Source organism: Ectobacillus sp. JY-23, from assembly GCF_023022965.1.
Taxonomy (GTDB): Bacteria; Bacillota; Bacilli; order Bacillales; family Bacillaceae_G; genus Ectobacillus.
The window spans coordinates 3,806,342-3,826,859 of sequence record NZ_CP095462.1 but is presented as its reverse complement, the minus strand read 5'-3'; the positions used below and the strand labels follow the sequence as shown (position 1 = coordinate 3,826,859).

The 20,518-nt window shown below is 41.6% G+C and carries 22 protein-coding genes and 1 pseudogene; 6 read left to right on the top strand and 17 right to left on the bottom strand.

All coding sequences use genetic code 11. From position 1 onward, the window contains the following. Positions 1 to 171: 171 nt before the first annotated feature. Entirely contained in the window at positions 172 to 363 is a 192-nt protein-coding gene (locus MUG87_RS19305; RefSeq protein ID WP_247084333.1) for a hypothetical protein, read from the top strand. On the opposite strand, the gene MUG87_RS19300 is transcribed toward MUG87_RS19305, so the two are convergent. From MUG87_RS19300 to MUG87_RS19265, 8 genes are all read right to left on the bottom strand, one after another. Further along, positions 345 to 1,235 carry an N-acetylglucosamine kinase gene (locus MUG87_RS19300; protein WP_247084332.1) on the bottom strand — a complete coding sequence of 297 codons (891 nt, stop codon included), beginning with the start codon at positions 1,233 to 1,235 and terminating at the stop codon, positions 345 to 347. The genes MUG87_RS19305 and MUG87_RS19300 overlap by 19 nt on opposite strands. A gap of 55 nt (positions 1,236 to 1,290) precedes the next feature. Further along, entirely contained in the window at positions 1,291 to 2,379 is a 1,089-nt protein-coding gene (locus tag MUG87_RS19295; RefSeq protein WP_247084330.1) for a DUF871 domain-containing protein, read from the bottom strand. A 12-nt stretch (positions 2,380 to 2,391) separates the two neighbouring features. Then, positions 2,392 to 2,709: a PTS lactose/cellobiose transporter subunit IIA gene (locus MUG87_RS19290; protein ID WP_247084329.1), complete on the bottom strand. Its 318-nt coding sequence runs from the start codon at positions 2,707 to 2,709 to the stop codon at positions 2,392 to 2,394. Positions 2,710 to 2,720: 11 nt separating this feature from the next. Beyond that, positions 2,721 to 3,866, bottom strand: coding sequence for an anhydro-N-acetylmuramic acid kinase AnmK (gene anmK / locus MUG87_RS19285; RefSeq protein WP_247084328.1), 1,146 nt, complete (start codon positions 3,864 to 3,866; stop codon positions 2,721 to 2,723). Between the two features lie 12 nt (positions 3,867 to 3,878). Next, positions 3,879 to 5,210: a 6-phospho-beta-glucosidase gene (locus MUG87_RS19280; protein ID WP_247084327.1), complete on the bottom strand. Its 1,332-nt coding sequence runs from the start codon at positions 5,208 to 5,210 to the stop codon at positions 3,879 to 3,881. A gap of 15 nt (positions 5,211 to 5,225) precedes the next feature. Beyond that, the gene (locus tag MUG87_RS19275; protein ID WP_247084326.1) at positions 5,226 to 5,498 is read right to left on the bottom strand and encodes a hypothetical protein; all 273 of its coding nucleotides are present in this window, start codon (positions 5,496 to 5,498) and stop codon (positions 5,226 to 5,228) included. Positions 5,499 to 5,560: 62 nt separating this feature from the next. Next, the gene (locus tag MUG87_RS19270; protein ID WP_247084325.1) at positions 5,561 to 6,835 is read right to left on the bottom strand and encodes a PTS sugar transporter subunit IIC; all 1,275 of its coding nucleotides are present in this window, start codon (positions 6,833 to 6,835) and stop codon (positions 5,561 to 5,563) included. A gap of 32 nt (positions 6,836 to 6,867) precedes the next feature. Continuing rightward, complete coding sequence (locus MUG87_RS19265; protein ID WP_247084324.1) at positions 6,868 to 7,176, bottom strand: PTS sugar transporter subunit IIB; 309 nt, start codon at positions 7,174 to 7,176, stop codon at positions 6,868 to 6,870. A 748-nt stretch (positions 7,177 to 7,924) separates the two neighbouring features. On the opposite strand from MUG87_RS19265, the gene MUG87_RS19260 reads away from it, so the two are divergent. The 5 genes from MUG87_RS19260 to MUG87_RS19240 all read left to right on the top strand — a co-directional run bounded on the left by MUG87_RS19260 (position 7,925) and on the right by MUG87_RS19240 (position 10,045). After that, complete coding sequence (locus MUG87_RS19260; protein ID WP_247084323.1) at positions 7,925 to 8,611, top strand: HAD family hydrolase; 687 nt, start codon at positions 7,925 to 7,927, stop codon at positions 8,609 to 8,611. Positions 8,612 to 8,629: 18 nt separating this feature from the next. Then, positions 8,630 to 9,097 carry a DinB family protein gene (locus MUG87_RS19255; RefSeq protein ID WP_247084322.1) on the top strand — a complete coding sequence of 156 codons (468 nt, stop codon included), beginning with the start codon at positions 8,630 to 8,632 and terminating at the stop codon, positions 9,095 to 9,097. A gap of 10 nt (positions 9,098 to 9,107) precedes the next feature. Next, positions 9,108 to 9,323, top strand: a complete 216-nt coding sequence (locus MUG87_RS19250; RefSeq protein WP_247084320.1) for a DUF5316 family protein — start codon at positions 9,108 to 9,110, stop codon at positions 9,321 to 9,323. After that, positions 9,320 to 9,535 (top strand): hypothetical protein, encoded by a 216-nt coding sequence (locus tag MUG87_RS19245; protein ID WP_247084318.1) that lies wholly within the window; start codon positions 9,320 to 9,322, stop codon positions 9,533 to 9,535. The genes MUG87_RS19250 and MUG87_RS19245 overlap by 4 nt, the downstream gene beginning before the upstream one ends. Positions 9,536 to 9,613: 78 nt before the next feature. Next, positions 9,614 to 10,045: a hypothetical protein gene (locus MUG87_RS19240; RefSeq protein WP_247087838.1), complete on the top strand. Its 432-nt coding sequence runs from the start codon at positions 9,614 to 9,616 to the stop codon at positions 10,043 to 10,045. A gap of 55 nt (positions 10,046 to 10,100) precedes the next feature. Here MUG87_RS19240 and MUG87_RS19235 read toward each other — a convergent pair. The 9 genes and pseudogenes from MUG87_RS19235 to MUG87_RS19195 all read right to left on the bottom strand — a co-directional run. Continuing rightward, a pseudogene (locus tag MUG87_RS19235) lies at positions 10,101 to 10,184 on the bottom strand (DUF1541 domain-containing protein); the annotation flags it as partial. 72 nt (positions 10,185 to 10,256) lie between these two features. Continuing rightward, positions 10,257 to 10,436 (bottom strand): hypothetical protein, encoded by a 180-nt coding sequence (locus MUG87_RS19230; RefSeq protein WP_247084316.1) that lies wholly within the window; start codon positions 10,434 to 10,436, stop codon positions 10,257 to 10,259. Then, positions 10,433 to 11,434, bottom strand: coding sequence for a TIR domain-containing protein (locus tag MUG87_RS19225; protein WP_247084314.1), 1,002 nt, complete (start codon positions 11,432 to 11,434; stop codon positions 10,433 to 10,435). Before MUG87_RS19225 ends, MUG87_RS19230 begins: the two co-directional genes overlap by 4 nt. Before the next feature lie 375 nt (positions 11,435 to 11,809). Beyond that, positions 11,810 to 12,763, bottom strand: coding sequence for a helix-turn-helix transcriptional regulator (locus tag MUG87_RS19220; RefSeq protein WP_247084312.1), 954 nt, complete (start codon positions 12,761 to 12,763; stop codon positions 11,810 to 11,812). Positions 12,764 to 12,891: 128 nt separating this feature from the next. After that, positions 12,892 to 13,233 (bottom strand): ASCH domain-containing protein, encoded by a 342-nt coding sequence (locus MUG87_RS19215; protein ID WP_247084311.1) that lies wholly within the window; start codon positions 13,231 to 13,233, stop codon positions 12,892 to 12,894. A gap of 40 nt (positions 13,234 to 13,273) precedes the next feature. After that, the gene (locus MUG87_RS19210) at positions 13,274 to 13,465 is read right to left on the bottom strand and encodes a hypothetical protein (protein WP_247084310.1); all 192 of its coding nucleotides are present in this window, start codon (positions 13,463 to 13,465) and stop codon (positions 13,274 to 13,276) included. A gap of 315 nt (positions 13,466 to 13,780) precedes the next feature. Continuing rightward, positions 13,781 to 16,225 (bottom strand): pPIWI_RE module domain-containing protein, encoded by a 2,445-nt coding sequence (locus MUG87_RS19205; protein ID WP_247084309.1) that lies wholly within the window; start codon positions 16,223 to 16,225, stop codon positions 13,781 to 13,783. Further along, positions 16,215 to 19,271, bottom strand: a complete 3,057-nt coding sequence (locus tag MUG87_RS19200) for a pPIWI_RE_Z domain-containing protein (RefSeq protein ID WP_247084308.1) — start codon at positions 19,269 to 19,271, stop codon at positions 16,215 to 16,217. Before MUG87_RS19200 ends, MUG87_RS19205 begins: the two co-directional genes overlap by 11 nt. After that, positions 19,271 to 20,329 carry a restriction endonuclease-related protein gene (locus MUG87_RS19195; protein ID WP_247084307.1) on the bottom strand — a complete coding sequence of 353 codons (1,059 nt, stop codon included), beginning with the start codon at positions 20,327 to 20,329 and terminating at the stop codon, positions 19,271 to 19,273. Before MUG87_RS19195 ends, MUG87_RS19200 begins: the two co-directional genes overlap by 1 nt. Between the last annotated feature and the right edge of the window lie 189 nt (positions 20,330 to 20,518).

Genomic DNA, 20,518 nt, shown 5'->3' with positions numbered 1-20,518 from the left:
ATAATATGCTAAAATATATACATCCGGCTCATTTTTCAGAAAGGGAAAGAATGAACCAAGGTGACTGGTGCATTTTGAGTCTCCGGCCCCCACGCATTACTCGTTCTTCTTTCCCACAAAAAAGGATATCGGTTTTTCTAATTGTACTTATTATATATAGGGAGAGATACTATGTTTAAAGCTAAAATTCATCCTCTAATTCTCTTAAACTGCTTTGTGAACGCAATTATTATGGGTATGTTTGCGTTTGATATGTACGAGGAAGGCAAAATGATGTATACCGCTGTGTTCGCTATGCTGTTTGTATTATTTGCTTGTATTTCCGGGTATGGTTTGTATCGCAATCAACGTTTCAATTCCTGAACAGCCAAATAATATGCGCCTTTTGCAGCAGACTCTTCTCCTACGACAAACGTCGCCTGCGGAAGGTGGGAATGAATATGGGCTTGCAGCGCAGTGCGAACAGACTCGATATGCATCAAAATACTTCCCTTTAACCCGATGTGCACATCAGCAGGCAGCTGCAGCTTTCGGTGCAATCGCATTGCTGTGGCGCCGAGTTCCGTGCCGGCACGGCATAATATATCCTGCGCTTCAATAGATCCTTTCTCAGCCTGCGCGGTGATAACTGGCACAAGCGCTGCAATTTCCCCTTTTGGTGCCCCGTAGATGAATGCTTTTATATCATTGGCTCTTTGTGCACCGATCTCCTGTAGCAGTGCTTTACTAAGGGAGCTGTGTATACCTGATGTTTCATCTTCCTCAATGAGTTGCTTAAAAGCATCTATGACGATGCGGTAGCCACTTCCTTCATCACCCAGCAAATGTCCCCAGCCGCCTGTAAAGGCTTCCTTTGTACCGTTTACCCCAAAGCAAATTGAACCCGTGCCAGAAATGATTAAAATACCGTCACTTCCCTTTAATGCACCGGCATGTGCAATCTTTGCGTCATTTACAATGGAAAAAGGTGTGTGAAATACGTGCAGTGCCTGCTCCAGCTCAGCGCGGTGCGACCCGCTTTCAATACCGGCGAGTCCTAAATAGATGTATGCGCATTTCTCGGTAAGCGTTTGCTGACAAAGCGTAATAGCCTCCACAATATTTGCGATGGCCTGCTTCGCATCGACAAGTACATTCCCAAAGCCACTGCTACCTCTACCTATCTCTTCTCCTTGCAAATTGTACGCAACAGCCTCCGTCTTCGTACCGCCGCCGTCTACACCAATAATGTACATATAAAATCCTCCTTTTTATACGATAAAGAGGAAGATGCAAAGCATCTTCCTTTAGTTATTGTTTGACACGAAACTTAAATTTCCCCCAAGGCTCGAGGTGATCTAATAAAATTAATTCATCTTCGTCAATACGGCCGACCACATTTGTTTTGCCGGAATTTTTCATTTCGCGCAGCGCGATTTGCAGTTCGCCCTTGTATTGACCGTACAATTCATTTTCAATCATAATGTCCCCGCGTCTCATGTCGGGTGTATATGTTGGCTTGAACTCTTCCGCCTTATATTTCACGCGCGATTGTGTCGAGCGAATTAAATAGTCGGATACATCACCGCGGTAGAAATGGAATTCGTCCAGTACTATTGTTTTCTCAAGGTCTGTGATGCTGTCGTGCAGCGTCACGTCAAATGTTAGCATTTCCGGATCTACCTCGCTCATCGCCCGCAATTCTTCCTCAGAAGCATAAGCATTCGCAATAATCACATCATCAATGAGACCTGTCGCGAACAAATGCTTCACCTGCACCTTCAGTGGCAGATCGCGATGCATTTCCAATGTACACAAGCCTTCTGTCACCGGCCAAGGTCCGAACGTAGCGCTTTGCGCATTTACAAACGCCGCCGTACGTAAGCCAAGCTCTTTAAATTGACGGCTTGATTTGATAAAGTGCTCGTACGAAAGTCCCGCGTAGCGATGCGGATAAAAGTTATGAGAACCAAGTAAGTTTTTTGTATTCGGCTTGTACGCCATAATATTTTCAATATAACGCGTCGCGTTGCTCATCGTTACTTCAATTTTCAAACCATACGGATTGTAAGTCATAATAGATTCTTCATTGCCGGTAAAGCCCATGTCAAGGCGGATGCCGTATGCGCCCAGTTCATGGAAAAACGATAGATCTTGATAGGAGATGCCAAGGCTGCCGAACACGCGCGGCGCAATGTCGAGAAGTACCTGCATATCCAGCTCATTTGCGTAATCGATGGTTTCCTTTAAGTTGGCAATAATCGTTTCTTTATCACCCGTCAACGATAATAAGCATGTAAAAATTCGTTTAAAGCCATATTTATGAGCAAGTGCGATATACGCTTTATCACGTTCGACAGTGGAATGTTCTGGATAAATCGAGATACCTAGCTGATTCATGGGTACTCCTCCTTAACGTTCTTCCTTCAATTTTTTAATAATACGTACCATATGTTCAATTAATTTTTGCTCACTGATTGCAGTCATCAAATGGTCTTGGGCATGAATCATTAATAATGATTTTTCTGTTGGATTTCCATTCAATTCTGCTTGAATCAATCGTGTTTGTGTTTTGTGCGCATGGCCCAGCTCCGCACTTGCTTCCTTTAGCAAACTTTCTGCTTTTTCAAAGTCATACTCCTCCGCAGCTGTTAGTGCTTCATATGCCAAGGAACGTGCATTGCCTCCGTGTGAGATAATTTCAAAAATATCCTGTTCTTGGTTTGTCATGATGATCTCTCCTATCTTTTTATGGTTGTGATATTTCCTAAAATAACCGCTGACTTTGCGCCTGTCGCGCTTGGCACATTGCTCGGGCGGTCGTTCATTGTTTCATAGGCAAGCAGCGCAAATGCCACTGCTTCCTTCGCTTCCGAGGAAAAACCGGCATCTTCTTGCGTGAGAACGCGGTAACCCGGCAATAAATCACGCAGCATGTTCATCAGCGTATCATTGTAGCTGCCGCCTCCGCCCACAATAATTTCATCCACTTTATGATGCGGAAACACGAAGCGCTGATAGCTATCTGCAATCGATTTTGCCGTAAACATCGTAATGGTCGCAAGTTGATCATACGGAGACAAATGCGCGTATTCTGCCAGCATTTGCGCCGCGAATGCTTCTCCAAATAATTCACGCCCCGTTGACTTTGGCGGCTCTGCAGCAATATATGGAACACTCATACAGCGTGCAAGCATAGCTTCGTTTACCGTTCCTCGCGCTGCAAATGCCCCGTTTTTATCGTACGGTACACCAAACAGCTTAGAGCACATTTCATCAATAATCATATTGCCTGGCCCCGTATCAAACGCGTACACTTCTTCCAGCTTCGCTCGCTTGGGCATGATCGTCACATTGCCGATGCCGCCGATATTTTGCAGAAGGCGTGACGTCGCTTCACTTCTATATAAGCGCCACTCAGTGTACGGCACTAAAGGAGCACCTTGTCCACCAGCTGCCATGTCCATCGTACGGAAATTAGATACGACCGGCACATTCGTTTCATATGCAATCACCGCTGGCTCGCCAATTTGGAGTGTAGATGGTACAAATGCACCTTCTCGCTCCGGTTGATGCCAAATGGTTTGGCCATGTGAGCCGATAACACAGATGTCGCTAAGGGGTACATTCGCCTTGTCGCACACCGCTTTAGCAGCTGCCGCAAACAGGTGGCCCAGCTTAAAGTTTAAGCTGCAAATGCCTTGCACGGTCGAACGTTCGACCGATAGACTGTCCACAATTTCATCGCGAACGTCCGGTGGGATTGGCGCAGAAATAAAATCGACCAGCGTCACTTGTATATCCGCGCCGTTTTCTTCAATACTGACTAGTGCAGCGTCTACACCATCAAGCGATGTACCAGACATTAATCCTACTGCATACACCATCCGTTTTCCCCCTTATATCATTTGTGTTTGGAAAAATTGCGGCAAGTAGTCACGATGCGCTTCCAATAGTTCATCTAAGACGACCTTTGCTAGCTCATCTGTCGGTACAAGCGGATTAATTGTTAATGCAAGCAAAGCCGTTTCATATGAACCTGTGACAGCCGCTTCCGCTCCTAGGCGTTCAAATGATTTAATCTCTTGCACGAGACCATTTACTGCCACCGGTAGCTCTCCTATTGCGAGCGGCCTTGGACCATCTTTTGTGACGATACAGCTCACTTCTACTGCTGATTCATTTGGCAGACCAGCAATCGCGCCGTTATTTTGTACATTTAAGGTTTGAATATCTTTTTTATCATTATATATAGAAGAAATTAAACTGCAGGCAGCATCGCTGTAATAAGCGCCTCCGCGTTTTTCTAGCTGCGGCGGCTTCACGCGAAGCGTTTCATCCTTGTACAGTGCAAACAGCTCGTCTTCAAGACGCTTCACAACTTCTGCACGTGTTGTACCGCTTTTAAACGCTTCCAGCTCTTCCTCTAAAATGTCCTTTGTTTTGTAGTAATAGCGGTGATATGGACAAGGAATAACACCAAGGGCTTGCAGGAACTCTGGTTGCCATGGCAGCGGCGCAATGTTGCGCATGGACATTTGTACGTCCGGATCACAAAGCAGCTTGATGACGCGTTCTGTGACATCGTTTCCATCTACATATACATGTAGACCGAAGACCATATGATTCAGTCCTGCAAAATCGATATGAACGCGGCTTACCTCCACATCAAGCAGCTTCGCGATCGTAATCTGCGTATGAATTGGCACGTTGCACACGCCGACAACGCGTTTATGGTTACTGTAGCGCAGCAAGGCTTCTGTTACCATACCTGCCGGATTTGTAAAATTGATCAGCCACGCGTCCGGACACAGCAGCTGCATTTCCTCGGCAATTTCAAGCAATACTGGAATGGTGCGCAGCCCTTTAAACAAACCACCCGCTCCGTTCGTTTCTTGCCCGATCATGCCATGCTTCAGCGGAATACGCTCATCTTTTATGCGTGCGTCTAATAGACCTACACGCATTTGCGTTGTAACGAAATCCGCACCGCGCAGCGCTTCCTTGCGATCTAGCGTCAGCTTAATTTCCATTGGTACACCTGCTTCTTGTACCATACGCTTTGCTAAATTGCCGACAATCTCCAGCTTTTCTTTTCCTGCCTCAATATCCACAAGCCATAATTCTCGTACCGGCAATTCATGGTATCGCTTAATAAATCCTTCCACAAGCTCTGGCGTATAGCTGGATCCGCCGCCGATTGTTACAATTTTTACCCCTTCTTGCGTCATGTGTTTGCACTCCCTTTAATAGATAAAAATCAAATAGTAGCTCGCTGCCGTACATACTACGAGCGAAATACCAAACCATTTGGAAGCCTGCTGTATGTTTTCACATTTGCGCTCTATCAGCCACGCCACGCATGTCAGCGCTGCACTAGAAGCAATGCTGTTCACGACAAACAAGCTGAGTTGGCTGCTCATGCCTGTCATCTTCAAAAGCGGTGTGAACAATAGATTCGCACCTACAACGAGCGTAAAAAAAAGAAACGCACTTTTATATCCGAAGCGGATCAACATCGTCTCTTCCTCCTTTTATAATCGTTCGAAGCGGGACTTACATCCCGCTTCGACACGATGTATTAAGCTACGTTATTTTCGTTTGTTCCCTCTTGCTCTAGTAATCTCTTATCATACATTTTGAAGAATGGTAAGTAGATAAAGAACGAAATCGCGATATTCACAAGAACGAGAATAATTGCTCTCCAGTCACCACCTGTGGCCAAGTAAGCTCCAATTGGTGCCGGTAATGTCCAAGGTACCATAATATATGTTGGATTAACAAAGCCAAGCACTGTCGCAAAATAAGAAAGAGTTGCTGTAATGATTGGAATGATAACAAATGGAATAATTAGAATCGGATTTAATACAATTGGTGCACCGAAAATAACCGGTTCATTAATATTGAAAATACTTGGTACAAGAGTTGTACGTCCTAACGCTTTACCATACTGTGATTTAGAGAAGAACAGCATCGCTAATACCAAACCAAGTGTCGCACCGGAACCGCCAATCCAGATGAACCATTGAAAGAATGTTTCAGGCGCTGTATAAGGAATTGTTTGACCTGCGGCAACCGCCTCAGCGTTTTTCGCCAAATATACTTCCCATACCGGACGTGCAACTGTACCAACGATAGATACACCATGAATACCAAAAGCCCAGAAGAATGTAATTAAAAAGACCGGAATCAAAATACCAGGTAAGCTGTCGCCCGCTTTTACTAAAGGTGCAACTGCTTTATCAACAAGCGTGTGTAAATCAATCGCAAATACGACTGTAATAAGTGTCATGACACCGATTACAATTGCAACCGGAATTAAAGATTCAAATGAGCGCGCAACCGAAGTCGGTACTTGCTCAGGCATTTTAATTGTAATGTTCTTTTGCTTACAGAAACGCAATACTTCTACCGCAAAAATGGAAACTAGCATCGCCACAAACAAGCCGTGGCCACCAAGGTTTGTCATCGGCAACACAAAGCCGACTTTATCCATCACCTTTGGCGCAATCGTCATTAAGAACGCACCTACCGCAAGCTGTGCACCGGAAAGCGGGTCGAGCTTGTAGCTCTTCGCGAGATTATACCCGATTCCGAAGGCTATGTAGAGCGACATGATAAACATCGTCAGGCGATACGGAATTAAGATTTCAAAAATATGTTTTTGTGCCCAAATCGCAAGCGCAGAGTCCTTCGCTACCGGCGGGAACGCGATAATTAAAAACAAACTTCCGATAATGATAAACGGTAATGCAGAAATAACACCGTCACGAATGGCGCGCAAATGCTTTTGCTCAGACAAGCGTGCCATAGGACCGGAAAGGTTTTTCTCTAAAAAGTTAACAAATGAATTCATATATATTCCCCCCACCCCTTTTTATGAAACGCTTACAAATTGCACAGCTCTTGTGCCTTTTTAAATAGTGCCGGACCACCAAGCGGGCTATATGCTTGCGGCGGGATTACATCACAAGGAACAGATGCTTCATCTGCTTCTGCTTTTAATTCTGTAAAGCGGTGTCTAACTTGTGGTGCCACCATCGCAACATCCCAACCATTCTTCACTTCTTCTCCAAATTCCTGTGTACCAACTGCAAGCACTTTCATTTCAACGCCTTGTTTGTCAGCTTCCTTTTTTAAAGCGTTTACAACTATTGCACTCGACATGCCCCCAGAGCAAACAAATAGTACCTTCATTAAAATTCCCCCTGTAATATTGTTTCAAAATGATAGCATCATTTGTACAATAATATAGCACAACGTGTCGTGATGGTCTATACATTTTGAAATAAAATTTCTATATTTTATATGCAATGTAGAGAAATATTATTACACAGAATAAACAAATTTCCTGAAATGATAAAAAATAATAAGAAACACATCGCTTATTTGTTCTATCGGCCGTTTTACTCCTTCTATCGGCCGTTTTACTCCTTCTATCGGCCGTTTTACTCCTTCTATCGGCCGTTTTACTCCTTCTATCGGCCGTTTTACTCCTTCTATCGGCCGTTTTACTCCTTCTATCGGCCGTTTTACTCCTTCTATCGGCCGTTTTACTCCTTCTATCGGCCAAAAGAAAGGCCCTACCTGCTTACGCGGTAGGGCCTTTCTTTATAAACTTTTCAATCGTCAGCCAGTCATCTTTATATGTAAGAAGAGACGATTGGTTGTATTTAAGATAATTCATGTACGGTATGTGAAATTACAAAAAGTGATCTCAAAATAAAATGCTTAAAAGTAACTTTTTTATTTGATTGCTAACTATGAGGCGTTCCTATGAAAAATCCAGTACCTCTTTCTCGCGTATTAGCTCTTCTATAATAGAACTCGAGATCCCCCTTTGTATCTACCTTCCTACTTTATCGAAAAAACTCTTCATATCCACACTTCGTTTTTATATGATTATATTATTAACAATTTCTTCCTCATAAAAGGAGGCATTTCTATGATAAAAGCCGTTCTCTTTGACCTCGATGGCACCTTGCTGGACCGAGATGCCTCGCTGCGTTTGTTTATTAAAGATCAATATAGGCGTTATGCACATGCGCTCCACCATATACCAGAGAAGGCATTTAAAGAACGCTTTATCCATCTGGACCAAAGGGGCTACGTTTGGAAAGACAAGGTATATAAGGAACTCATACGAGAATATAAAATAGAAGGGGTTACTTGGGAGGAGCTGCTGGCTGATTATGTATCTAAATTTCAGCATAGCTGCACACCGTTTCCTAATCTTGCACTACTGCTGCGGCTATTGCAGGAAAAAAGGATGCAGCTTGGCATCATCACCAACGGCTTTACCAATTTTCAGACCGCCAATTTACGGGCACTTGGGTTGCACCAATATATAGATGCTATTTTCATCTCAGAGCAAGAAGGCCTTAAAAAACCGAACCCAGCACTTTTTCAAAGAGCACTATGCTACCTGAACGTGAAACCAGAGGAGAGCTTGTATGTCGGCGACCATCCTGATAACGATGTGCGAGGGGCGCGCCAAGCCGGGATGCATGCCGTATGGAAACGTGATCCCTTTTGGGGCGAGGCGTTTATCGGGGACGATGTAGTTGATGATTTACTTGAAATCATTGCAGTTATTGAGAGGTACAAATCAGGAACCTGTCGAAATAAGTAAGAAAAGGAGGTCCATTTCATGCATGCAAAAGAATTAATTTTGCTGAACTTTGAAGAAGTACGCCGCCGCAGTATTAAGGTTTGGTCAGCTCTCCCTGCCGAAAGCCTGCACTGGAGGCCTGATGATAACGCATTTACATGCGCAGATCTCATTCGGCATGTACTTGAAGGTGAATATCTCTATCATCAAATTCTTCTCAATAAAGGCAGTATCGCGAAAACTAATCCATTTGAAGCACGAGCCTTTCTATCTGTTGAGGACGAACTTGCCTTTGCAAGGCCCTATCGGGAAGGCTTCTTGCATTACATCACAACTCTTCACCCCGATGACCTGCATACCGTAGAAATCGATCGCTCCAATGTCGGTTACATTCGAACACTCGGCGACATGCTGCTGCGGGTTGCGTATCATGAATCCATTCATACCGGCCAGCTGCTCGGTTATATGCGCACAATTGGCGTAGAACGGCCAAATATATGGGATTAAAGGAAGTGCCATGATGAGTATATTCACTATTTTACTCGGTATCGGTATAATAAGCTTGCTCATATCCGGTGTATTTCTCGGTGCTTGGGTTAACAGTGATCGACAGCGTGCAAACTTTCATTCAGAAACAAAGGAGCATCGCTCATTTCGAGAGAGAATTGCATTTTGGAGCGGCGGCATTGGAGTTGTGTGTTTAGGAGTAGCGGGGCTTGTGTATATGCTATGAGCAACTATTTTGCAAAAAAGGCGACCGCAACCTTCGTCACCGTTTCCCTTTCCTCATGCCTGTTCGGTGCATTTAGTATAGAAGACACCGTCTATGAAAAAGGAGCAGCGTTCATTGGTTGGTTTTTCTTATTTACGCTGTATATCGGTGCGATTGTAATCGTGTATGGCAACCTTGTTTCCATTGCGGTCGATTTTCTTCAATCACGGTAGCTACCGAATGATAACCGCTTATATATATTCATACTTGGCATATGCGGACTTGCAAACGGCATCTGGTTTCAAACCACAATGCTCGCGCTGGCTGGTATGGCCGCAGCCATCTTATATGCCTTCGTTGACAAATCTCAGCATTATAAGCGCTGGTTGCTTGCTTCAATAACCATTGTCACTGTAACTTTGAGCTATTTTCAGCTCACATCTCCTCTGCCCCCGCCCTTCACAAAAGAAGATGCCGTTGCACTTGCGACGTCTGAGCAGGGCACTGTGATTGATAACTTTCCTAAGACAATTGGCATGTGGGAAGGCAAGGTGGATGGATACGAAGTGAGACGCGAGACAAGCGTAGCAACAATTGATCATGAAATATACATCGTCACATTTACAGAAACATGGAGCGAAGCGGCGACATGGAAGTTATCCTATAAGGTCGAACGCGGCAGTTCCTCCGCTTACAGCGAGAGCGGCGTGATGCCGCCCTATTATAAAAGCCGGACACCATGAGTGCCCGGCTTTGCGGTACAAATGATTCGTGATTGGTAACATCTTTATTCACGGGTGAAAGTTCTTCTTCTACCACCCATTTGTGATTCTTCACTTTTTCTCCGCCCGTTGTTGGCATATAATCCACCATATGGTCAGTACTACTGATAAAGCATTCATGTAAACTCATATATTTGCTTACATAAAAAAACACTCCGCTACCGAAGTGTTTTTATGCATGCTGTTCAAAGGGAATGCCGTATTCGGCTTTGCTTCTGTAGACAACCACGCCGACTCGTTCTTCTCCTTTGACCGGTGCTACTGCTTTTGTAACAACAGCCTCGCTTTTTTGCTTTGTATCTTTTTCAGCCAGCAGTTTTTTCATCGCAGCCGGGTCTAAATATGTAGTCATGAAGCACCTCCGAACAAATAGTTTATGGTTCCCATAAGCTCTTGATTGGCAACTATCACATAACGTGTTTCTTCTTCCGATAACTCTCGCCGACCATCCATCGTAATCGTAATAACCAAATCTTTGCCTATAGGATAGCATATGAGATAGGTGTGGAACAAGTGCGCATGCGTTAAATGAACGAGCACTTCTCCTTTGAGAAAGCTCTCTACCACAAGCACTCGTTTTTGCTCATCTTTTGCGTGAAACGGATAAAAGTTAACACTGCCCACTTTGCCCGCAACGTGCTTTAACCCATCGCTTCCTTCCTTTTTCCAAACGCCCACTCCTGAATTATTGAAGCCCGGAAAGATCGCATACGCAGCCTGAAGCGACTCCTTTAAAAAGTCATACAATCTTGATTTGTCCGAACGAATGAGCTCTTTTGCTAGATTGAGAATGAACAACGCTGCTGCATCTCTTACCTTCTGTTCTCTCTCCACTTCCTGTAAACGTGTTTCCGGGTCTTTATAACATTGCAACGCTTTGATTTGTTTGATGATGTGCTGACAAGACACGCTCACTGCAGCATCATAATTTTTGACATCTGTTTGATAGGTTAATGGATTTACGCCTACTAAATCTGATAAAAAGTGATAGCCTTCCAAATCAATGTCATCTCTTGGCTTTGGCGTTGTTTTAGGCAGCAAATAAAACACGCGTTCTTTTCTTAATTTGCCCCAAAACAACCCCATTTCAAACAACGTGTTATCTCTTGTGATTAGGAAGGTTTTACCACGAATATGGATGATATCGTCCGGGGAACATATGAACACCGCAAAGTCGTTTTGCTGCAATTGTTCCTCCAAATCCTGCATCGTATAATTGCCAGACTGAAACACACCCGCATACCAGGGATTCACTTCCGCATGATACTCCAGCGCCTTTTGTACGGCGTTGACATACTCCATCGCTTCTCGAGAAGATCCAATAAAGACACTAGGTTTCGTTTGCTCCATACTACCTCCCATGGTTCTTTATTAGTATATTTGTAGTAAATTTATAAAATCACCAACATATTCCATACTATCATATCATATTTATGTGGGATTTTTGGGAGTGAATTTTAAGAGAGAAGTAGAAAAAGTTTTTCACATAATATGCCCCCTGAAAACAGCACTAAGTTTCTTACTGTTACAGAAACAGCATTCGAACAAGACCATGTTTAGGTGGAGGATTAGAAAGATTTATTGTAAAATCTATTCATAGCGAACAGGCTTTACTTAATCACAGGCTATATAATTTTAGTACCTTAATAAGATTGGATAAATACACACTTAAAGTTGGTGCTGCATTCAGTAATCATACATATGAAATGCGCATAAAAAGGATCGTCATACATTTACAACAACCCCATACGCGCCTAATACCTTCATATGCTCCTCGATAATCTCCTCTTTTAATTCCACCGGCTCTATTACACTAACGCTTGCTCCCATACCTAAAATCCACTTTTTTACTGAACGTCTCCCCTTCATGACAGCTTCAAATAAAACGCTGCCATCGTCGTTATACTGTACGCTTTGATTTTCACCCCAAATCGATTCAGGAACGGATTGAGAAAATGGGGGAGAAATATGCAGTTTGACATGCAGCGCTTCATTTCGCATGATGCCTAGACTTGACCACTCCTTACGAATATCAAAGGTAGCTGAGATTGTGTAGCGCTCCTGCAATACGTCTACTTGTTCTATCCTAACAACCTTAAATGTTCGCAGTTCTTGTTCAGATTCACAAAAAGCTGCGCAATAAAAGAAATCATTGTAGTAGACAAATCCATAGGGACAAATGATTCGTTTCTTATAGGAAGAAGAATTACTATAAACAATTTGGACCTTACGCCTGCTTGCGAGCGCTTCCTGCAGCTGCATATACTTTTTATTCTCACCTGACTCTAGACGATTTGGTTTTGAGCGCTGCACAAAATGAATATAGCGATTCTGCTCCTGCTCCTTACGCTGCGCGGCACGTAGTTTATCTAGCGCAACCTGTGCCGTTTCTGCCTGTGCAACTTCTTTTGCAAGCAGCTGCTGCACCGCGAAAATCAAAGCGCTTAGTTCAGACTCCTGCAGCTTTCTTGTCGGAAAAAAAGAAGCCTGTGATAAGGAATAGCCACCATTCCTCCCTTTTTCGCCTTCTACATAAATACCCGCCTTTTCTAGATCTTCCTTATAATTACGCACCATTCGTTCTTTCACATCTAACTCCTGCGCCAATTCGCTAATTTTCATCTTACCGCGCGCATGAAGGAGCTCAATCATGCGCAGGCAATTGCTTATTTTGCTCATGGAAGCACCTCTCTTTATCCTTTGTTCCTTTTATTATAAAAGGGAATGAGGCAGTATTAGTGTCACTAAAAAATTAGAGGGTTCATATAAAAAGAAGAGAAGGACACATATCCTTCTCTTCTCAATAATTAACTCTCAGGAAGATTCACCCAGATGACCGCCCCTTGCGGATGTTTGTACGGGACTGGGTCTGCAAATAACTGAGGATTCGCGAAGATCCAGGCATGCGTGTTTTTGTAGGGTGCTTCTACGCAATCGGTAATACGATGAAATGCTTCTGCTTGTTGATATTCTTCTAAACTTAGTTTCTTGCTGTCTACTAACTCGGCGGTTCCAAAGACCATGCCTGTTCCGCTTTTAATCAGGGCAATTTTGCCGCGGATTTTTGTGTTGGATCCTCTGATTTCCCATATTTTGTTTCCTTGTAAGATGAGATCAATCCATGGTGATTTGATGACTAAGCCTTTCATGTTATGCCTCCGTTTTACATTGATAAAAAGAATCGTCTACTTATCCGTTTAATTCAAGATTATCAGCACATTGCCATTTTTTAAACCACTCCACCAAATCATGTTGCTCCGCACCAGGGGTCAACCGTATTGCACCCATTCCATAGGTTTTGTGAAAGGGAAACTGATAGTAGCGCAGATTTTCTGTGTCCTCATCCGGTGTTACAATATATACTTCCCGAACTGCCTTCATATTGTCTTTCCTTACTAGAATACCATTGCAATATTTATGCATTTCACCGAGAGCCTTGCTGATATTGGCTGCGACTCTGTATTTTGGATCAAAGATAATAAATTCATGTTGCCCTTCAAATACAGTATTGAGGATGCCTACGAACTTTTTGAGCAATGATTATCATACCTTTGTGTGCAATAACCTTCCTTAATAAACTTATAGTACCAAATATGCGCTCTTTGTATAGAAATTTTTTGAATATATACTTATCAATTGCCTATACTATTCATTCATTACGAATTAATAAGCCGTGCTCCTATGGAGAAGCAAAACTCATTCATTAGTACTGTCTAAAACAAACACGACTTGTTTATCTATCTCAACAATTAGATCATCTTCTAAATCATCATCCAAAGTATATGTATCATCTGTACCAATGTATTTTTTAATCGTTCTTGTCATATGCATAGAAAAGGGCAGTTGTACATGCCAATCATAAGTTACAACCATTCTCCGCAAATAATCAACCATACGCGCTATCTCATCACGTTCTTCCTCATTAGCCCCCAGTACAATAATTTCTAAAGCTCGCTGTTGCGCCAACTGTTTTGTTGGGGAATTGAATTTTGTCGCACCATTAGGAACGCTCTTCATTGTATCTGGACGTGTTCCGACACTATAATAAATGCCTGTCTGATCAAGGTATAAACCTGCTTCTTTATTAATCAAATTTCCATTGCTGTTTGTAAAATATTGCGGCACATCATCCTTTTGATTAATCCGAATTACTCTTAAGTTCGGGAATGACTGCAGCACATCATCAATATCGGGTATGAACGATAGTGAAATCTTACCATTTCCTATACTATGCATCCATCGATTACGTAAACTTGCATTTAGAATTACATACACTTTTTCTGATTCTTCACTTAACACTTTCAGAAGTTCGTCTACAAAGAACTGCTTTAAATGTATACTTGCTTCATTTTCCCTTGTCGGATTAGGTAGATATGCTTGTTCATTTCTCCATATGTTGAGAATCGTCTCCTCTAGCGGTTTCCATTCGTCATTTCCAAAAGTTTTATACTTTATATCCATTCCTTTTATTTTTGTGAAAACAGGGAGATTATGAATCTTGCCTGCTTTATTTATCCTGTGCAATGACAAGCTAATAATAGTTCCTTCGCTTGTAAACTTGCTCCAGTTTTCTCTCAAGAATCCTCTGTCAGCCAATAAATCAAGAACTCCTTTATAAATACGCTCTTTTCCATTCTCCTGTTCCAGCGGATGAATAAACTGTGATAGCCTTCTTGTTCGTGCCAAGCCTTCACGTATAGCTTGCTTTGGATCAAATTCCTCCTGTCCTCTTTTTTCATAATCATGAATTTCAACCAAAGATAAAATCGGTTGAGATAGTGACGGTGTTCTCAGCTTCTGCACGATAGATTGTACATGTTTTTCTGTAGCCCGTTCATTATAACTCTCCACATCTAAATCTTTCACAATTCCCTCAGGAGTTCGAGCAATTACCTTTAATGTGACTTTAGGAAAGGAATTTAAGATAAAGCAATGCTCATCTATTTTCTCTGTCACAATATTTTTATTAAGCAACACTTCTTCTACGGCCTCAATCATGCTATCAGAAATTATTTCTAGGCAAAGTTCTTTTACCCCTGAGGGGGCATGCAAGGGAAACAAGTTCTTATTAAATCTTGTCTTTACTTCTTTACACGCAGGAAGTAACTTTAAACCAGAGAACAAGCTCTGAAAACTTTTTAATAATGCTTCTCTCTCCGGCAATCCCATTCCCCGTTCTACTGTAGTTGTTTTTCCAGAAAAGGTATTCTCATTATGTATGATGAGAACCTGTTTTTCTTTATTTTCAATGTAATGTCTAGGATTTTTTATAATATCAAACAGATTAATTGAATCCCTTATCATTAAATCATCAAGCAATTTCTCATAACCTTTTGCCCATTGTACTTCCATTCCTTTTGCTTCAATTTGGAACCTAGCAAAAGATTGCTTACTCTCATGCGTAAAAGGATTAGGAATAGACACAAAAACAGATGCTTTGCGCTTTTGGCGTAGCAACCTCTTGCTTTCTTTTGGCATACGTTGATAGAAACGGCGGATACCAAAAGATACATTCAATAACGGTTTGTTCTCGATCCCTCTGGTAATTAATTTAAATCGATATACGTATGAAAAATAGTCTCGACGGTCTGCACGCTTAATTGGCTGTGACATCGCCTCAAATGTTCTTCCGAAACAAATGGGATAAAAAGGTAATTCTCCTTGATAGCCCCCCTCTATGCCCATCTGCAACGGTGTGTCACAAAGTTTATGCGAAATAAGAGCTGGTACCCACGTATATCGGGAATTTTCATCTATTTCCGGTAGCAGTGCCTCAACTGTACCAGTCTTCCAATCTATCAGTCGATTCTCATTATGTATTGTAACGGTTGAATCAATTTGCGAAAACCACATTTCACAAACAGTTTGCAGATGCTCTAGTGGCAGCCGTTTGCGAGCTACAATCCACGCTCGTTCTCCAGCAAGTGCTTTAGGATCGTTTTGAATATATAAAATATCTGGAAAGATACTGTATATCTTTGTGTTTAGTGTTTCTAACTTCTTTTTTAATTTGTATCGCTCTTTCTCAACTCTCAATGCCGATACCCATTCCTTAGGCCAGCATATGTAAGAGATTGTTTCTGGCAATAGCATCTCAACTGCGTTTTGAAATAAAAATAACTGTAGCTCTTTAATTTTCATCTTCTCGCTCCTCTTCTAATATAGTATCTATACTCTTTACAAATGGACCGTACATTGCCATAAATATCTCATCCTTGCGATGTTTCTTCATCTTCTTTTTCCAATACTCCAGCAGGGATGGCACATTGGCGGCAGGCTGATGAAAGCTGCCATCACAATAGAAAATACGGGCATTTCTTCCACCGCGCAGCAATCGGCCGATCATCTGCCAAACTGGAATAAAAATAAACCAAGAAAGTGCCTCTCGCTCTTTTGCGCGCAAAGAAGCCCAAAAATCTGCTTTTTTATACATCATTTCAAATTGAATCATACTTTGACGGCGTAACTCCTTGATTGCTTTGGCATATCTTAAATTTTTCCTTTCAATCCGTTCAAGAATGCTTGGCAACGCAGCATGGAGCGTTTGAATCATATAACTAAAATCATTTGGAACCGGGTAAGGCCTTACAAGGAAAAAGACAGAACCAAATAGAGCGCCCCCGTTCTCATCTAGGATGTTGAAACCTCTTCCTACTGACATAAGCGGAACGATTAGAATTTGCTCAGTCTCTCTCCGAAACAGCTCTATCTGGCTGCGGGAGAATTCTTTACGCATTCCACTTCCTTCTCTTTTCAATACCCTATAGTTCTCTCTCATGCTAGACATTCCTTCTAGAGTGTCAGCTACTGCTTGCGCGTCAACGTAGGAATTTACTACAAGCAGTATACGGCGTCCTTCTTTTTTAAGCATATTCAACTCTGATAACAGCCTGTTCTCTAGATATCTTGTAATCTTTCGCAAGTTTTCCTGCCGCTTTTGCTCACCCTGTCCTGAAATGCAAATTTTCTGATGTGTTTCTCTATCAAACATTGGAATATAAGATTGCATAATTTCAGATTGAGGAAGCTGCGAACGAATCAGCCACTGCGGCTGCATTTCAACATTATAGTGGTCCGAACCGGGAGCCAGACTTGTCCCAGACAGCAAAACCACCGACGGACCCTTTCTTCCAAATGCAGACTCATATATGCTATGCCAGTCATATAAAAGTCTTCTTCCAATTCCAGAGTATTCAATAAGTTTAAAAACACCCAAACCGCCGTCTTCTGCCTGTTCATACCGATAACCTAGTAAAGGTCCGGTCATTGCTTCTAACAGAAACGGCCGATATTCTTTTGCTCTCGTCAACAATTGGAGAGAATCATATCCGGTCCCCAGTCTACTTTGCACTGCCGGATAGTAAGAAAGCAAAAATTTAAAATTGTAGTCCATGTACGCAAAATATAAGAAAAACTCCAACATGTCTTTCGTTTCACTTGAAACCTTATCCGCATCTTCTACTAATAGAAGCAGAACCGCCCGGATAGATGCATCGTTTCTTAATTCACTGCTTAACATTTGCTGTAGATGATGTGTTAGTTGCTTATCACCGCTCGGATTACCGGCAAACTTTCTTAGCCGTTTCTCAATTTTCTCTCTTGTAGTTTCATCTGCCGCCAGCTTTTTAGCAATTTTATATGCAAATCTATTCGGAAACAGCAACTCCTGATCTAATGATTTCCTCAGCATTGGTGTGTGCTGGACCTTAGCGAACAGCTGCCAAACTGTCTTATCCAGTTCTCCTAGATTCAGCCTCCATTTCTGAACAAGCTTATCATTTGCAAATTCACTGTACTTGCCTATTGTAGTTTGCCTTTCCTTCAACAACAGCTGTTCTAAAAATGACTGCATATTTCCAAAAGCCTCAACCTCTACAATAAATCTCTCATCTAACTGTTTTTGAACCGCGTCAGCCTCATCAACAAAAACAATATCCAGCCAGTCATACATTGCTTGAAATACGGTTCTTTCTAACGGATCTACAACAGCAGGGAGCTTAGATTCAATTAAACTCGCTGTTGTAGCTATCCAAACATCTGCTTGTGCAAGATTCGTCCACTCCTGATAAATACCGCACGTATGAGCTAGTGGACATAAAACCTTTTGATCGTTTTGAATAATAGATTGACACGGATAGTAGTTGTCTCTTGTAAAATCGTTTGCTAACGCTTTTAACGTACAAGAATCCGATAACCATTGTAAACCTTGAAACTCTTCTTCTAGAAACTGTGAGATATCACGGCTAGAATCTGCATGGCTTGCAAGAAATTGTTCTGTATGCTTCTGGCGCCCCCCTTTTCCGATTATTGGAACAGCATGAATTCCTAAAGCGCGCAATTCTCTGACGCGCTCTCGCACTTGCGAAACACTATTTTCAATAAAACCAACCTTTGCTCCATTTTTTGTTACTTGATGATATGTCTCCATAACCATCCATGTAGACTTGCCTGCCGACAGCCCTCCAGCGATGTGCTGCGTTTCTTCATAAATAAATGTAGATTTTGTACTCGGATGCAAGCTTTGAAACTCGATTCGTTCAGCTCTTTTGACATAATCAAATCCCTTTGATTTACTTTCCATCTCATTTGCCAGTTCATCCCAGCCATCTTGTAAAGAAAATGAGCAATTTACTTTCTTGCGATTCGTATGCTTCTTTAATTCAGGATAAACCTTCCCAGTCTCTGGAATCGTGCCTGTATATGTATGAGGAATTGTGTCAATGAATCGCTGATAACTAAATTCTCCCGATTGTCCAAATTCTTTTTTCCTCGCCTGTTTTTCTATCGGTTCCGAGAAACATTGACTATAAACCTTAGACCTGTTTATGGCTAATTGTGGAGATATTTGACGAACTTTACCTTCTTCTTCTATAAATAAGCGATATTTACCATCTAATTGAAAATACGAAGCAAGACTTTCTAGCCAAAAGCCTCCATGGCGAAATTCAGGAAAAAATAATCTTAAGCGCATTAAAAGCTTCTTATCTGTATACTTTCTTATTACAGGCTCATCGTAACCAATAAGTAAAGACCACATTTCCTCTAGAGGAACAGAGGGATCCAGATTATTTATACCCAACAGCAATAATTCAACCTTGATAAGTTGCTCTGCTTCATTTTTCTTTAATCCAAATTTCTCAAGTTGTTGGCGTAATTCTTTGGTTAATTTGTACGGAAAATATGACATTATTCTTCCTCCTTTAATTTACGGAGAAGTTGGCGCTCTGTCATCAATTTTATATACTTGTGCTTAACTTGTTGCAAATGAGCGTAGAATTGTTCTACATATCTAGAATTCAACTGTTTCCGATAATCTGGAATAACAATATAAACATCATAACTATATTTCTCTAAATCATGATTAGATTTATTGTTAAATACATTGGCAAGCGTCTTTGGTGATTTATAATCCTTCATATCTATATTAATTGCTTTTTCTCCTGCTTGGACTTGAATATCAAACTGGTCAATATCGGGATATAAAATAGCATCATATTGCCTTAAGCGCTGGTACAAATTTTCTTCAAATATGCCTGTTAACAAAACATATCTTTGAATTCCCGCCCGAAGCCTATATACTTTTTCGCTTTCCATGAAAGAGAACTCTTTAAGATTAGCATTTGATTGAAAATATTCACATAAATACTCCTTATTACATTTCCATTGACCTTTTATAAGAGATAATGTCCATCCGCAATGCGGGCATTGTCTGTAATTTCCCAGTGAATTAGCAAGAATCTCATAGCAGCTAAACACATGTTCCTTAACCTTTAAGTTTTCAAACACATTTAGCTTCTTAACCAAATTATAGTAGGTTAAAACTGCATTTTCAGGCTGTGACAGGAAGGAACGAGCTTTTCTATATTCCTCATCTAACCCCTGCTCCCTGCAATACAGCAGAATCTCCTTCATAACAGATTGATCAAATTCCTGCGGATTTTCGTACTCTTCTAAAAAATCATCTGCCTCTATAGAAAATCCAAATCCCTCACTCAGAAAAGAAGCATCATTGGGAAATACCTCAGCCAAAGCTGGAATGCCCCATTCTGCTGATGGCCGATGAAGCAAATGGATGAAATCATATAAATTATTAGGATGTCTGTTATTTGATAGAAAGCAATGCTTAATAAATAGCGAGTGCCCCTTATAAAATGAGTCGGGTACATGCATCCAGTTCTTCTTCCAGTCCTGTATGCCTCTAGCAATTAAATAGAGCATTTCTTTTAGCTCGATACCTGCTTGCACAGCTGTTGTTCCCCCTTGTTCTGTTTGTCATGTATATTATAGTGAGATTTTTCATTACACAAAATTTGGAATCTTGTCTCTCTTGATTCACAAAAAATGTATAAATATGGATTTCAATAAAATTATTGAAAGTTATTAAAAAAAATAAAAATTACTCCATGTAAATCTTACAATTTCGGTTTCAAATAT

Bases quoted from the DNA above. Each gene is read 5' to 3' on its own strand.
- MUG87_RS19305 (WP_247084333.1), top strand. From the start codon at position 172: ATGTTTAAAGCTAAAATTCATCCTCTAATTCTCTTAAACTGCTTTGTG.
- MUG87_RS19300 (WP_247084332.1), bottom strand. From the start codon at position 1,235: ATGTACATTATTGGTGTAGACGGCGGCGGTACGAAGACGGAGGCTGTT.
- MUG87_RS19295 (WP_247084330.1), bottom strand. From the start codon at position 2,379: ATGAATCAGCTAGGTATCTCGATTTATCCAGAACATTCCACTGTCGAA.
- MUG87_RS19290 (WP_247084329.1), bottom strand. From the start codon at position 2,709: ATGACAAACCAAGAACAGGATATTTTTGAAATTATCTCACACGGAGGC.
- anmK (WP_247084328.1), bottom strand. From the start codon at position 3,866: ATGGTGTATGCAGTAGGATTAATGTCTGGTACATCGCTTGATGGTGTA.
- MUG87_RS19280 (WP_247084327.1), bottom strand. From the start codon at position 5,210: ATGACGCAAGAAGGGGTAAAAATTGTAACAATCGGCGGCGGATCCAGC.
- MUG87_RS19275 (WP_247084326.1), bottom strand. From the start codon at position 5,498: ATGTTGATCCGCTTCGGATATAAAAGTGCGTTTCTTTTTTTTACGCTC.
- MUG87_RS19270 (WP_247084325.1), bottom strand. From the start codon at position 6,835: ATGAATTCATTTGTTAACTTTTTAGAGAAAAACCTTTCCGGTCCTATG.
- MUG87_RS19265 (WP_247084324.1), bottom strand. From the start codon at position 7,176: ATGAAGGTACTATTTGTTTGCTCTGGGGGCATGTCGAGTGCAATAGTT.
- MUG87_RS19260 (WP_247084323.1), top strand. From the start codon at position 7,925: ATGATAAAAGCCGTTCTCTTTGACCTCGATGGCACCTTGCTGGACCGA.
- MUG87_RS19255 (WP_247084322.1), top strand. From the start codon at position 8,630: ATGCATGCAAAAGAATTAATTTTGCTGAACTTTGAAGAAGTACGCCGC.
- MUG87_RS19250 (WP_247084320.1), top strand. From the start codon at position 9,108: ATGATGAGTATATTCACTATTTTACTCGGTATCGGTATAATAAGCTTG.
- MUG87_RS19245 (WP_247084318.1), top strand. From the start codon at position 9,320: ATGAGCAACTATTTTGCAAAAAAGGCGACCGCAACCTTCGTCACCGTT.
- MUG87_RS19240 (WP_247087838.1), top strand. From the start codon at position 9,614: ATGCTCGCGCTGGCTGGTATGGCCGCAGCCATCTTATATGCCTTCGTT.
- MUG87_RS19230 (WP_247084316.1), bottom strand. From the start codon at position 10,436: ATGACTACATATTTAGACCCGGCTGCGATGAAAAAACTGCTGGCTGAA.
- MUG87_RS19225 (WP_247084314.1), bottom strand. From the start codon at position 11,434: ATGGAGCAAACGAAACCTAGTGTCTTTATTGGATCTTCTCGAGAAGCG.
- MUG87_RS19220 (WP_247084312.1), bottom strand. From the start codon at position 12,763: ATGAGCAAAATAAGCAATTGCCTGCGCATGATTGAGCTCCTTCATGCG.
- MUG87_RS19215 (WP_247084311.1), bottom strand. From the start codon at position 13,233: ATGAAAGGCTTAGTCATCAAATCACCATGGATTGATCTCATCTTACAA.
- MUG87_RS19210 (WP_247084310.1), bottom strand. From the start codon at position 13,465: ATGAAGGCAGTTCGGGAAGTATATATTGTAACACCGGATGAGGACACA.
- MUG87_RS19205 (WP_247084309.1), bottom strand. From the start codon at position 16,225: ATGAAAATTAAAGAGCTACAGTTATTTTTATTTCAAAACGCAGTTGAG.
- MUG87_RS19200 (WP_247084308.1), bottom strand. From the start codon at position 19,271: ATGTCATATTTTCCGTACAAATTAACCAAAGAATTACGCCAACAACTT.